Source organism: Dactylosporangium aurantiacum (assembly GCF_000716715.1).
In the GTDB taxonomy this organism is placed as follows: domain Bacteria; phylum Actinomycetota; class Actinomycetes; order Mycobacteriales; family Micromonosporaceae; genus Dactylosporangium; species Dactylosporangium aurantiacum.
The window spans coordinates 19,300-33,358 of sequence record NZ_JNYJ01000068.1; the positions used below are offsets into that span (position 1 = coordinate 19,300).

Here is a 14,059-nt window from a genome sequence, read left to right on the forward strand (position 1 = left end):
GAACGCCGCCCGGCCGGGGCGGCCGAGCGGCGTTTCGAACGTGGTGACGGCTACGGCAGGCGGATCGACAGGGCGTGGCGGAAGGCGTTCGTCGGGTCCCACTGCGCCTTGACGCGCTGCAGGCGCGGGTACGCCTCCTTGTAGTACAACGTGGACCACGGCACGCCGGAGGTGTTGAGCGCCGGGTCGGCCAGGTCGACGTCGGCGTAGTTGATGAACGAGCCGTCCGTGACGGCGTTGGGCACCGGGACGCCGCCGGTGGCGGAGTACACCTCCCGGTAGAAGTCGCGCAGCCAGCCGAGCATCTGCGCGTCCAGCGCCGCGCCGTCCCAGTGCACCGTGTGCAGGACCTTGAGGACCGAGTCGCGCTGGGGGACGGCCGTGGCGTCGGCGGGCAGGGCGTTGGCCTGGCCGCCGTACGGGTTGAACATGACCGCCGCCAGCGGTGCCTTGATCGACGGGGTGGCGGTCAGGTAACGGTACGTGGCGGACAGCTGTTCGGGGGTGTACAGGCCCTTGAGGTAGGCGCCCTTGGCCTTGTTGCGGCGGCCGACCACGTCGCCGGTGTCGGCGAAGCCGGCCTTGTTGGTGGCCATCAGCCACGGCATGGTGGCCTCCTGCACGACCGGGACGCCGACCGGGTCGATGACCGCGGACTTGAAGGCGGCGACCAGGTCGGCGCTGTTGGCCTCCGTGGGGTCCACGACGACGGTCATGAGCAGGAAGGGGTACGTGTTGACGTGCGGCGCGATCAGTGAGGCGCTGAGCCCGGTGAACGGCGAGTCCGGCGCGCTGTTGCGCAGGTACCAGGCCATGTAGTTGGTGAGCAGCTGGACGAATGCCGGCTCCGGCAGGGCCGGCCAGGGGAAGATGTAGTTGATGGTCCGGCTGGCCTTCGGCGGGGCCGGCAGCAGCCGGGTCGGGTCGGTGCCGGTCGCGTTCCAGCTGCGCATCAGGTAGCGGGTGACGACGCCGAAGTTGCCGCCGCCACCACCGGTGTGCGCCCAGAACAGCTCGCGGTTGGGATCGTCGCGCTCGCGGGTGGCCAGCACCGTCCTGACCCGTCCGGAGGCGGTGACGGTGACGACCTCGACGCCGTACATGTGGTCCGGGACGATGCCGTTGCGGCGGGCGAGGGCGCCGAAGCCGCCGCCGGCGAAGTGGCCGCCGACGCCGACGGACGGGCAGGAGCCGCCCGGCACGGTGACACCCCACTCGGTGTAGAGCCGCTTGAACACGTCGCGCAGCGTCGCGCCGGGCTGGATGGAGAAGGCGTTGTACCGGGGGTCGAAGGAGATGTCGTTGAGCCCGGACAGGTCGATCTGCGCCTTGACGGCCGGGTCGGTGACGAACCCCTCGACGCAGTGCCCGCCGCTGCGCACCGCGATCTGCCGGCCGGACCGCACGGCGGCCTGGACGGCCTGCTCGACCTGGGCGGTGGTGTTGACGACCTGGACGTAGTCGGGGCTGCCGGTGAAGCGGCCGTTCCAGTTGCGCACGAGGTCGCCGTAGCGCGCGTCGCCCGGTGGCACGACCACCGACGGCGGTGCGGGCGGGCAGGCGGCGCCGGTCACGGTTTCGGCCGCGGCCGGGTCGGCGATGGCGACGCCGGCCGCGGTGGCGGCGGCGCCGGCGATCACCGTACGCCGGGATAAGGTGCTGGACATGGGTTGATACCCCACTTCCTCAGTGGACAGTCCAAGAACTGTGGCGGGTTTCAAGGTATGGAGAGATCGTTCGGGGCCGAACCCCTAGCGGCCCCTAACCGATCTGGTCGCGGACCGCGGTGATGAAGACGAACGAGCCGGGGGTCCACTGGCTGACCAGGGTCATCCCCGCCGCGGTCAGCCACGCGCGCAGATCCTCGGGCGCGGACAGGGCGACCGGGATGACACCGAACGGCGCGGTCTGGAACACCCGGTAGAGCGGGTCGGTGGAGGGCCGGAAGGTCATGAGCGTGAACGTGCCGCCGGGTCGCAGGCAGCGGCCGACCTCGGCGATCGCCGCGGCCTGGTCGGGCAGGGACTGCAGGGCGTTCCAGATGTTGACCGCGCCGAGCGACGCGTCCCGGAACGGCAGGTTCAGGGCACTGCCGCGCACGGTCGCGACGTCGGGCAGCCCGGCGTGGACCTGGCGCAGCATCGCCGCGGACAGGTCCAGGGCGATGACCCGATCGGCGCCGTGCGTCTCGGCCAGCACGGCGGTCCACCGGCCGGTGCCGGCGGCGAGGTCGAGGATCGGCCCGTCGACCGGCCGCACGGCGCCGCGCAGGTACTCGTCCTCGTCCTGCACGCTGACCGCGCCGCCCCAGTTGGTGCCCTTCCACCGCAGGAACGCCGAGCGGATCTCGCTGTAGCACAGCGGCACGTTCTTCGTCATCGGCTCGTGCGGGTCGCCGACGCCCAGGGACAGGTCCACGGTGCCGCCGTCGGCGGGGAACACGGTGCCGCAGGCGGTGCAGGCGACCGCGCCGGAGTCCAGCACGAGCCCGCCTTCGCAGCTCGGGCAGCGCATCGCGGCCAGGTGCGCGGCGTAGGCCGGGCCGGTACCGGCGGTCGCGGCGGGCAGCCGCAGGTCGGGGTCGGTGCCGGTGGGCTCCTCGCCGCCGTGTTCGGCGGCCCACAGGGCCTTCGCGCCGCTGTAGGCGAGCAGGGAGCGCGTGTCCAGCTCGTACGCCGTGCGCATCATGCCCGCGGGGGCCTGCACCATCCAGGCCCGGTCGAACTCGCGTTCGGCGGGCGGCAGGGCGCGCCAGTGCGTCGGGTCGGGCCAGATCCGGGTCAGCTCGGGGTCCTGCGGGTCGAGCGGGTCGAGGCAGCGCCGCAGCCGCGCGCGGTCCCCGGCGGGCAGCGGCAGCCCGGCGGTCGCGGCGAGGACGGCGTCGCGCTCCTGCGGGAAGTGCGCCACCAGGAACGTGAGGGCGAGCAGCTCGGCGCGGGAGTCGCGGCCGCGCTCGGCGAGGACCTCGAGGTAGTCGGTGAACCCGCGGTGCACGGCCGCGCGGACGCGTTCGCCGGGCGCCTCGGCGAGCAGGCCGAGCAGCAGCGCCACGGCGGCGCCGCGCGGGCCGGTCGTGGTGCGCAGCGCGGCGATCAGCGCCGGCACGGCGGGCTCGGCGGCGTCGGGGTCGTGCGCGGCGTCGGGGTCCGCGGCGGTCCCGGTGATGCCGAGGTCGGCGGCGAGGCCGCGCAGCCGCTCGGGGACGCGTCCGGCGGGCGCGGCGAGCAGCCCGTCGAGGGCGGCGAGCCGGGGCAGCGGTTCGGTGGGATACGTGGTCATGGTGCTCCTCCTCCGGAAGGCGACAGTGGGTGGTGCCCGGCCGGAGGAGCGGCCCGCGCGGGCTCGCCGGTCCCCGGCCGTCAGGAGTGGTCGTCGGTGCCGTGCAGGCGGGTCACCGGCTCGTCGACGCTGTACCAGCCGGAGCGCGTGCCGTCCCACACCGCGCCGTCACCGAAGTGCCGGGGTGTGATGTAGGCGAACTCCTGGCTGCCGGCGACGAGGTGGTCCATGCCGACGAGGTACACCCGGGTGTCCGGGTGGTTGCCGAGCGGGCTGGCGAGGATCCGGCTGCGGGCCGCGATGTAGGCGCGCTCGTGGTGTTCGACGAGCGCGCAGAGCCGGTCGACGGCGTCCTGCAGGGGCAGGCCGTCGCGCTCGTTGAGCAGCCGCACCGCGTTCATCGGGGTGGTCTTGCGCTGAGCGGTGCGGTAGGACAGCAGGTCCGACACGATGATCATTTGCCGGCAGGCGTGCGCGTGCAGCTGCTGGAACTCGTGGGCGCCGATGAAGGGGGTCATGTCGACCTCGGCGGCGAACTCGGTCAGCAGCCCGAGGACGCGGTAGCGCATCCGCGCCGCCCGGCGGTCGAGGCAGGTGTCCAGGTCGGGCACGTCGGTCGAGGGCAGCGCCGGCACCGGGGAGACGACTTCGGCGTGCAGGGCGGCCAGCCCCTGGTCGAGCCGCTGACGCTGGGCCTGGGACAGCCCGACGACGATCCGGCCGAACAGGTCCCGCGCCGCGTCGAGGTACGCCGATCCCGGCTGGCCCGCGCCGGCACCGTCCTTGACGCCGGCCACCACGCCGCCGAGCAGGGACCCGGCCCCGATGGCCTCGATGGCGTTGACGAGCTGGTACCAGTCCGAGACGCACAGCACCTTCGCCGGCTCGCCCTCGGGCACGGTCAAGGGACCGTACAGTCCGTTGCGCTGGCGCAGGAAGCGCAGGAGCTCCTCCTCGCCGGCGAAGCAGTCGCCGAGGAAGCGCCGCACCCAGTTGTTGGACGCGGTCTCCAGCTGCACGGCGTTGGCGTGGTAGGCGACCGGGATCAGGCGGGGCAGCTCCGGCAGGTACAGGTGACGGCCGGTGGGCGGCGGGCTGGAGTCGGGCATGGCGGCTTCCGTATCTTGTGTCGGCGCCGGCGTGTCGCTCCGCGGCGGGGCGGAGCGCAACGGCCGGCCGGGACTGCGGCGGGCGGTGGTCATCGGCGGACCCCGGGTCCGCCTGTTACGCCGCGACTTCGAGCACCACGCGGTCCAGCACGCGGTCCAGGACGCGGTCGGCGGCGAGGATGCCCCGCTGGAGGTCCTGCAGCGCCCAGCACGGCTCCAGGCCCAGTTCGTCGCGCAGCACCCGGCGCGCCACCTGGAACACCTGCAGCGCGTCGCCGGCCCGTTCGGAGCGGTACAACGCCAGCATCAGCTGCCGGTAGAAGGCCTCCCGCAGCGGGTGGGCGGCGGTGAGCCCCTGCAGCGGCGCGATCAGCTCGCGGTGCCGGCCGAGCTGGAGCATCGACTCGACCAGCAGCTCCTGGCACTCCAGGCGGGTCTCCACCAGGGAGGTGAGGTAGCCGTCGAGGATCGGGCCCGGGCTGAGGTTGTCCAGGATCGGGCCCCGCCACAGGTCGAGGGCGGCCCGTAAGGTGGCGCGCGCGGCCTCGGGCCGGTGCTCGCGCAGCTGCTGGCGGCCCTCCTCGGCGAGGCGGGTGAACTGCTGGGCGTCGATCTCGCTGTCGCTGACGTCCAGCACGTACCCGGACGCGCGGGTCACCACCGGGCCGCCGGACGGGCCGGCGGGCGTGCCGTCGGTGTCGCCGTCGGCGAGCGCCTTGCGCAGCTGCGACACGTACACGTGCAGGCCGGCCGACGCCCGCCGGGGCGGATGCTCACCCCAGATCTCCGTGATGAGCTGCTCCCTGGTGACCAGCTGGTCGGCCCGGGCCAGCAGGGTGCTCAGCAGCGTCTGCACCTTGCGGCTGCCGACGCTGGTGCGGCGTCCCCGGTCGATGATGCACAGTGGCCCGAGAATCTCGTACCTCATGCGATTGCCTCCGTCATGCGGTCCGGGAGACGCGTTTTCGCTCCCGAACACAACGTAGGAAGGGGCGGGCGGCGCTGGTACCCCTACCCGCCCCTGCTCACCGGTCAGCCGAGGGCGAGCCGGACCAGCTCGTCGACATCCATCAGCTCGATCCCGGACCCCTGCGGACCCTCCGCCGCGGCCGCCGCCGGCACCGGCATAGGGGCCGCCGTAGGGGCCGCTGTGGTGGCCGCTGCGGCCCGTTCCCCGGTGGGTACTTGTGCCAGGAGCGCGCTGAGCCGTTCGGCCAGCAGCGCGGCCGTGGGGTGGTCGAACACGAGCGTGGGCGGCAGCTGCAGGCCGGTCACCTGGACCAGCCGGTTGCGCAGCTCCAGGGCCATCAGGGAGTCGAAGCCGAGCTCCCGGAATGGCCGCTGCACGTCCACCGTGTGCGCCGGGTGGTCGGTGACCGTGGCCACGTGGGTGGTGACCAGGTCGACCAGGGCCCGGTGCCGGTTCGCGGCGGGCAGCGCGGCGACCCGGTCGGCGAAGTGCTCCTCCGCCGCCGGCACCGGCGCGACCGTCGCTGCCGGGGCGGTGCGGGCGAGCCGGCGCAGCAGCGCGGGGACGGTGCCGGCGTCGCGGATCGCCGCCGGGTCGAGCGCGGCGGGCAGCAGCGCGGCCGCGCCGGTGGCGAGCGCGACGTCGAACAGCTCGAGGGCCTCGGCGTCGCCCAGCCCTCGCATGCCGGAGCGGGCGATGCGGTGCAGGTCGGCGGCGCCGAGGTGGGCGGTGACGCCGCTGGGCCGCTCCCACAGCCCCCACGCCAGCGACGTCGCGGGCAGCCCGAGCCCCTGCCGGTGCCAGGCGAGGGCGTCGAGGTACGCGTTGGCCGCGGCGTAGTTGGCCTGGCCGGGCCCGCCGAGCACGCCGGCCGCCGCGGAGAGCAGCACGAAGCTGCGGACGGGCAGGTCGCGGGTCAGCTCGTGCAGGTGTCGCGCCCCGTCGACCTTGGGCCGCAGCACCCGGGCCAGCTGCTCGCCGGTGAGCTGGGTGACGACGGCGTCGTCGAGCAGGCCGGCGGCGTGCACGACCGCCGTCAGGTCCGGGCCGATCCCGGCGAGCAGGGCGGCGACCTGGTCGCGGTCGCCGATGTCGCAGGCGTGCACGCGGACGGACGCGCCGAGCCCGGTGAGCTCCTCGACGAGGCCGGCCGGTGCGGTGCCGCCGCGGCTGACCAGGGCGAGGTGCCGGGCGCCGTGCGCGGTGACCAGGTGGCGGGCGAGGAGCCCGCCGAGGGTGCCGGTGCCGCCGGTGACCAGGACCGTCCCGGCCGGGTCGAGCAGCTGCCCGGCGGCCGTGCCGGTGTTTGCGCCGGCGCTGGCCGGCACCCGGGTCACGGCCGGGCGCAGCGGCTGCCCGGCGCGGATCGCCACCTGCGGCTCGCCCTGCGCGGCCGCCGCGGCGAGCACCGACGGCAGCGCGGCGAGGGTCGCCGGGTCGGTGTCGACGTCGCACAGCACGAACCGGTCCGGGTGCTCGGTCTGCGCGGAGCGCAGCAGCCCCCAGGGGGCGGCCGCGGCCGGGTCGGCGACGGTGTCGCCGGGGCCGGTCACCATCGCGCCGCGGGTCAGCAGCACCAGCCGGCCACGGTCACCGCCGGGTGTGGCGAGCCAGCCCTGCACGGTGGTGAGCAGCTCGGTCAGGTCCCGGCCGTCCCACCACGGCAGCAGCACCGTGCCGGCGCCGGCGGCCGCGGTCAGGTCGGGGTGCGCGGCGGCGGGCGGCAGGCCGGCCGCGGCGGCCACCGCGGCCGCCGACGGCCCGGCGACGGCGAACCCGGCCGGGTCCGGTGCGGCGCCGACCGCCAGCGGCGACCAGTCGAGGTGGAACAGCGACTCGTGCAGCGGCGCGGTCAGCGACGCCTTGAGCTGCTGCATCGACACCGGCAGCATCGCGACCGCCTCGACGTCGGCGACCAGCCGGCCGGCCTCGTCGGCGACGGCGATCGTGGTGCCTTCCGCCGACGGGGTGAGCCGCACCCGCAGCGACCGGGTGCCGCGGCCGTGCAGCCGCACGCCCCGCCAGCCGAACGGGATGCGGGGCCGTTCGGTGTCGCCGCCGCGGTCGGCGAGCAGCCCGGTGAGGTCCTCGCTGATGCGGTCCAGGCCGAGCGCGTGCATGGTCGCGTCGAAGAACGCCGGGTGCAGGTCGTAGCCGCCGAAGTCGCACCGGTCCGGGTAGCGCACCTCGGCGAACAGCTCCTCGCCGCGCCGCCACGCCCGGCGCAGCGACCGGAACGACGCGCCCCAGTGGTAGAAGCCGAGCTCGTCGTGGCGGTCGTAGAACCGGTCCGCGTCCAGTGGTTCGGCGCCGGCCGGCGGCCACGCGGCCAGGTCGTCGGGGCCGGCCCCGGCGACCGGCTCGCCCGCGGCGAGGGCGCCGCGGCCGAGCGCGACCCAGTCCTTGCGGGCCGCGCCGTCGCGGGCCCGGCAGCGCAGCGTCACCGTGCGGCGCCCGTCGCCGTCCGGCGCGCCGAGGCGCAGCTGGAGGTCGACGACCCGGCCTGGGGTGAGCAGCAGCGGCGACTCGTGGGTGAACTCGGCGACGACCGGGCAACCGACCTCGCGGCCGGCCCACGCGGTCAGCTCCACCCAGGTGGTGCCCGGCACCACGATCTCGTCGAAGACGACGTGGTCGTACACCCACGGCTGGCCGCGCAGCGACATGCGGCCCGTGTACAGCAGGGCGCCGTCGTCGAGCTCCACGAGCGCGTCGATGAGCGGGTGCCCGGGTGCGTCGGCGTCGCGCTGGTCCGGCCGCGGCGCGTCGAGCCAGAACCGCTGGTTCTGGAACGGGTACAGGGGCAGCTCCACGTGCGTGTCGCCGGACCCGGCGTGCAGGTCGGTCCAGTCGACGGCGGCCCCGTGCACGTGCAGCGCCGCGAGCGCGGCCAGGTAGCCGGCCGGCTCCGGGTGCCGCGGCCGGCGGACCGCCACCATCGGCATCGCGTCGGCTCCGGGCAGGCACCCGCGGGCCAGCCCGGTGAGCGCGGTGTCGGGGCCGGCCTCGATCAGGGCGGTGACGCCGAGGCCGGGCAGGCCGCGCACGCCGTCGTGGAACCGCACGGTGCCGCGGGCGTGCCGGACCCAGTACTCCGGGTCGGTCAGCTCGCCCGGGCGGGCCGCGGCGCCGGTCACGTTCGACACGATCGGGATCGCCGGCTCGTGCCAGGTCAGCTCCGCGGCCACGGCCCGGAACCGGTCCAGCATCGGCTCCAGCAGCGGGGAGTGGAACGCGTGGCTGGTGCGCAGCGGCCGGGTGCGGTGGCCGAGGGCGGCGAGCCGGGCGCCGATCGCGGCGACCGCGTCGTCGTCGCCGGACACCACCGTGGACTCCGGCCCGTTGACCGCGGCGATGTCGGCGCGGCCCGGGAACGCGGCCACGATCGGGGCGACGACGTCGACGCCGGCGCGGACCGACAGCATCCCGCCGCCGTCCGGCAGCGCCCCCATGAGCCGCCCGCGGGCGGCGACGAGCCGCGCCGCGTCGGCCCGTGACAGCACCCCGGCGGCGCAGGCGGCGGACAGCTCGCCGATGGAGTGGCCGAGCAGCTGGGCTGGGCGGACCCCGTGCGAGTACAGCAGGGCGAACGTGGCCACCTCGAACGCGAACAGCGCGGGCTGGGTGTATTCGGTGCGGTCCAGCAGCGCCGCCTCCGGGGTGCCCTCGGCCGCCCACATCACCTCGCGCAGCGGCCGCGGCAGGTGCGGGTCGAGCAGGTCGCACAGCTCGTCGAGCGCGGCGGCGAAGACCGGGAACGCGGCGTGCAGCTCGCGCCCCATCCCGGCGCGCTGGGCGCCCTGGCCGGAGAACAGCACCGCCACCTTCGCCGCGCCGGTCGCCCGGCCGGTGGTGACGCCGCGGCCGGTGTCGCCGGCGGCCAGGCGGTCCAGCGCCGCGGGCAGGTCGGCGGGGTCGGCGTGCACGACGGCGCGGTGCTCCAGCAGCGCCCGGCCGGTGTGCAGGGCGTGCCCGACCGCGGCGGCCGGCGTCCGCGGCTCGGCGCGCAGGAACGCGGCGAGCCGGGCGGCCTGGGCGCGCAGCGCCGGCTCGGAGCGGGCCGACAGCGGCAGGGGCAGCGGGTGGGCGGTGTCCTCGCGGACGTCCTCTCCGGTGGCTGCCCGGCCGGCCGGTGGCGGCGCCTCGCCGAGGACGACGTGCGCGTTGGTGCCGCTGACGCCGAACGCCGACACGGCCGCGTAGCGGCCCTGGCCGCGCCGCGGCCACGGCGTGTGCCCGGTCAGCAGCGCCACGGTGCCGGCGGACCAGTCGACCCGCGGGGTGGGCTCGTCGACGTGCAGTGTGCGGGGCAGCTCACCGTGGCGCATCGCCTGGACCATCTTGATGATCCCGGCGACGCCCGCGGCGGCCTGGGTGTGCCCGATGTTCGACTTGATCGAGCCGAGCCACAGCGGACGGTCGGCGGGCCGCCGGCCGTAGGTGGCGATGATCGCCTGCGCCTCGATCGGGTCGCCGAGCCGGGTGCCGGTGCCGTGCGCCTCGACCGCGTCGACGTCCCGCGCGTCCAGCCCGGCCGCGGCGAGTGCCTGGTGGATGACCCGCTGCTGGGCGGGGCCGTTGGGGGCGGTGAGGCCGTTGCTGGCGCCGTCCTGGTTGACCGCCGAGCCGTGGATGAGCCCGAGGACCCGGTGCCCCTTGGCCCGGGCGGTGCTGAGCCGCTCCAGCAGCAGCAGGCCCGCGCCCTCGCTCCAGCCGGTGCCGTCGGCGGCGGCCGCGAACGGTTTGCACCGCCCGTCGGGTGCCAGCCCGCGCTGCCGGCTGAACTCGGTGAACACCCCCGGGTCGGCCATCACCGTGGCGCCGCCGGCCATGCCGAGCTCGCACTCGCCGGAGCGCAGCGCCTGCACGGCCAGGTGGACCGCGACGAGCGACGACGAGCAGGCGGTGTCGACGGTGACGGCCGGGCCCTGCAGCCCGAGCGTGTAGGCGATGCGTCCGGAGGCGACGCTGCCGGTGGTGCCGGTGAGCAGGTAGCCCTCGCTGCCGGCGGCGCCGTGGCCCATGCCGCCGCCGTACGGCTGGGACCAGGCGCCGACGAACACGCCGGTGTCGCTGCCGCGCAGGGTGCCGGGGTCGACCCCGGCGTGCTCGCACACCTCCCACGCCAGCTGCAGCAGCAGCCGCTGCTGCGGGTCGGTGGCCAGGGCCTCCCGCGGGGTGATGTCGAAGAACGCGGGGTCGAAGTCGGCCGCGTCGTACAGGAATCCGCCGCGGTCGGTGGTGCAGGTGCCCGGGTGGTCCGGGTCGGGGTGGTAGAGCCGCTCGACGTCCCAGCCGCGGTCGGTCGGGAACGGGCCGGTGGCGTCGATCTCACCGGCGACGGTGCGCCAGAGGTCCTCCGGGTCGTGGATGCCGCCGGGGTACCGGCAGGCCATGCCGACGATCGCGATCGGCTCGGCGGCCGCCGGGACCGGCGTCGCGGCGGGCGCCTCGGGTCGCGGCTCCGGACGGATCTCGGGTCGGGTCCCGGGCCGGTTCTCGGGTCGGGTCCCGGGCCGGTTCTCGGGTCGGGTCCCGGGCCGGTTCTCGGGCCGGTTCTCGGGTCCGTTCTCGGGCTGGGGGACCGGCGTGACAAGGGCGGCGAGGTGCGCCGCGGCGGCGGCCGGGGTCGGGTGGTCGAACGCGAGGGTGGCCGGCAGCCGCAGCCCCGTCTCGGCGCTCAGCACGGCACTGAGCTCGACGGCGAGGACGGAGTCGAACCCGAGGTCGCGGAAGGGCCGGTCGGCGTCGATGCGGTCGGCGGCCCGGCCGGTGACGTCCGCGGTGCGCCGCATGACGAGGTCCAGTGCGGCGTCCGACCGTCCGGCCTCGGGAAGCCCGAGCAGCTCCCGCTGCCACGCCGGGGTCGGCGTGTCCGGTGCCGGCGGCGGGTCGGTGCGGTGCGCGGCGCCGGTCAGCTCCGCCATCAGCGGGCGAGGGCTACCGGCCTGGTACAGGCCCAGGAACCGCGGCCAGTCGACGTCGGACACGACCAGGTGCGTCTCGTCGGCGGCGAGGGCGCGCTCCAGCTCGTCCAGGGCGGCGGGCGGCGGCATCTGGCGCAGGCCGCGCCGCCGCAGGCCGGCCGCCAGCTCCGGGTCGGCGGCCATGCCGTCGCCGGCCCACACGCCCCAGGCGATCGCCGTCGCGGTGCGGCCGAGGGCGCGGCGCCGGGCGGCGAGCGCGTCGCAGGCGGCGTTCGCGGCCGCGTAGGCGGCCTGCCCGCCGCTGCCCCACACCCCGGCGATCGAGGTGAACAGCACGAACGCGTCCAGCGGCGCGCCGCCGAGCAGCGCGTCGAGGTTCGCGGCCACGGCGACCTTCGCGGTGACCGCCGCGAAGGCGTCGGCGTCCAGGGCACGCAGCGGCGTGTCGGCGACCGTGCCGGCGGCGTGCACGACGGTGCGGATCGGCCCGTGCCCGGCCGTGACCCGGCGCAGCAGCCGGGACAGGGCGCCCCGGTCGGCGGCGTCGCAGGCCTCGACGGCGACCTCGGCGCCGAGCGCGGTCAGCTCGGCCCGTGCCTGGTCGGCGCCGGGTGCGGCGGGCCCGCGCCGGCTGACGAGAACGACGCGGCGCGCGCCGCACTCGACGAGCCGCCGGGCGACCTGCCGGCCGAGCCCGCCGGTGCCGCCGACGACGAGCGCCGTGCCGCTGGTCCGCCACGCGCGGCCGCCGGCGTCCGGGCCGCTCGCGGCGCGCCCGGCGTCCGCGGTGTCTTCGACGAGCCGCCGGGCGAACACCGTGGCGCCGCGGATCGCGACCTGGTCCTCGCCGCCGCCGATCGCGGCGCGCAGCGCGGTGAGCGCCCCGTCGCTCGGCAGGGCGGGCAGGTCGGCGAGGGCCACCCGCAGCGCGGGCAGCTCCAGGGCGGCGGTGATGCCCAGGCCCCACACCTGCGCCTGGGCCGGCACGGGCCGGTCCGTGCCGACCGCGGCGACCGCGCCCTGCGTGAGGATCCACAGTGGACCGCGATGCCCGGCGGTGTCCGCGGCCCGCAGCAGTGCCAGGGTGCCGGCGGGGTCGGCGAGCGCGAGCAGCGACACGACCCCGCGGTCCGGTGCCGCGGCGAGCGCGGCGGGCAGCTGCTCGACCGACGTCACGTGCACCGTGCCGGCGTCGCCGAGCACCTCGGGCAGACGGGTCGCCCACGCTGCCGCCGCGGCGCCGGCGGGTGCCAGGACCAGCCAGCGGCCGGCCGGTGCGGCGGGCGCGGTGGTCGTGGCGCGCCACACGACCCGGTGGCGGGCCGGCGCCGGGTCACCTGGCGTGCCTGACGCGGCGGCCACGGGCGGCTCCGGCAGGTACCAGTACGACTCCTGCTCGAAGGCGAACGTCGGCAGGTCGGCGACCGGGTACGGGCCCGGTGCGACGGCTGCCCAGTCGACCGGCTGGCCGCCGGCGTGCAGTGTCGCCACCGCGGTGAGCAGCGCCTCCGGCTCCGGCCGGGTGCGGTGCAGGGTGGCGGCGACGGGGTGCCCGGCGGCCGCCGGATGGTCGCGGACGAGCTGGCCCAGCGTCGGGTTCGGGGCCAGCTCCAGCCAGCGGCCGACGCCGAGGCCGGCGAGGGTGCCGACGGCGTCGGCGAAGCGGACCGCCTCGCGCACGTGCCGGACCCAGTAGTCGGCGGTGGCGAGCTCGGCCGGGTCGGCGAGCCGGCCGGTGACGTCGGAGACGATCGGGACGGCCGGCCGGTGGTACGTCAGGCGCTCGGCCACCTCCCGGAACCGCGGCAGCACCGCGTCGACGTGCGGGGAGTGGAACGCGTGCCGGACCGCCAGGCGGCGCACCCGCCGGCCCAGGGCCGCGAAGTGCGCGCCGGCCGCGGCCACGGCGGCGACGTCGCCGGCGACCACGACGGAGCGCTCGGCGTTGACCGCGGCGATCGAGGCGTCGCCGCCGTGCTCGCGCAGGTACGCGGCGAGCTCGGCCTCGCTCGCCTCCAGCGCGGCCATCGCGCCGGTGACCGGCAGCTCGGACATGAGCCGGCCGCGGTGGGCGACGAGGACCGCCGCGTCGTCCAGGCTCAGCACCCCGGCGACGTGCGCGGCGGCGAGCTCGCCAATGGAGTGGCCGGTGAGGTAGTCGGGCACCACACCCCAGGACTCGACGAGCCGGAACAGGGCCGTCTCCAGCGCGAACAGCGCCGGCTGGGTCCAGGCGGTCCGGGCGAGCAGCTCGGCGCCGTCGGTGCCGGGTTCGGCGAACATCACGTCGCGCAGCGGGCCGCCGAGCAGCGGGTCGAGCCGCGCGCACACCGCGTCCAGCGCCGCGGCGAAGACGGGGAACGTGTCGTAGAGCTCGCGGCCGGCGCCGGGCCGCTGGGCGCCCTGCCCGGCGAAGACGAACGCGAGCCGGCCGTCGCGGGCGGCACCGGTGACCAGCCGCGCGTCGGTGCGGCCCTCGGCGAGCGCGGTGAGGGCGGCGGCGCCGTGGAACACCGCCCGGTGGGTGTGGTGGGCGCGCACGGTGGCGAGGGTGTGCGCCTCGGCGGCGGTCAGCTCCCGCCCGCCGAGGTGGGCGGCGAGCTGCCCGGCCTGCCGGGCCAGCGACCGCGGCGAGGGGCCGGAGAGCAGCCCGGGCAGGGCCGGCGCCGGAGGCGGCGCGGTTGGTGTGGGTTGGTTGGGGGGTTGTTCGAGGATGAGGTGGGCGTTGGTGCCGCTGATGCCGAAGGAGGAGATGGCGGCGCGGCGGGGGCGGT

Annotated in this window: 5 protein-coding genes; all 5 read right to left on the reverse strand. The window is 76.5% G+C overall.

The window, feature by feature from the left end; genetic code table 11:
• Positions 1-50: 50 nt before the first annotated feature.
• Positions 51-1,667, reverse strand: a complete 1,617-nt coding sequence (locus OP18_RS46290) for an FAD-binding oxidoreductase (RefSeq protein WP_033366400.1) — start codon at positions 1,665-1,667, stop codon at positions 51-53.
• A gap of 94 nt (positions 1,668-1,761) precedes the next feature.
• Entirely contained in the window at positions 1,762-3,279 is a 1,518-nt protein-coding gene (locus OP18_RS46295; protein WP_052388367.1) for a class I SAM-dependent methyltransferase, read from the reverse strand.
• An 80-nt stretch (positions 3,280-3,359) separates the two neighbouring features.
• Complete coding sequence (locus OP18_RS46300) at positions 3,360-4,388, reverse strand: terpene synthase family protein (RefSeq protein ID WP_033366402.1); 1,029 nt, start codon at positions 4,386-4,388, stop codon at positions 3,360-3,362.
• Positions 4,389-4,503: 115 nt separating this feature from the next.
• Complete coding sequence (locus OP18_RS46305) at positions 4,504-5,316, reverse strand: AfsR/SARP family transcriptional regulator (RefSeq protein WP_033366404.1); 813 nt, start codon at positions 5,314-5,316, stop codon at positions 4,504-4,506.
• Positions 5,317-5,420: 104 nt separating this feature from the next.
• Positions 5,421-14,059 (reverse strand): type I polyketide synthase (locus OP18_RS46310; protein WP_033366406.1); only part of this gene is annotated, 8,639 nt, incomplete at its 5' end.

Excerpts from the sequence above, each read along its gene's own strand:
- OP18_RS46290 (WP_033366400.1), bottom strand. The coding sequence starts at position 1,667 with ATGTCCAGCACCTTATCCCGGCGTACGGTGATCGCCGGCGCCGCCGCC.
- OP18_RS46295 (WP_052388367.1), bottom strand. The coding sequence starts at position 3,279 with ATGACCACGTATCCCACCGAACCGCTGCCCCGGCTCGCCGCCCTCGAC.
- OP18_RS46300 (WP_033366402.1), bottom strand. The coding sequence starts at position 4,388 with ATGCCCGACTCCAGCCCGCCGCCCACCGGCCGTCACCTGTACCTGCCG.
- OP18_RS46305 (WP_033366404.1), bottom strand. The coding sequence starts at position 5,316 with ATGAGGTACGAGATTCTCGGGCCACTGTGCATCATCGACCGGGGACGC.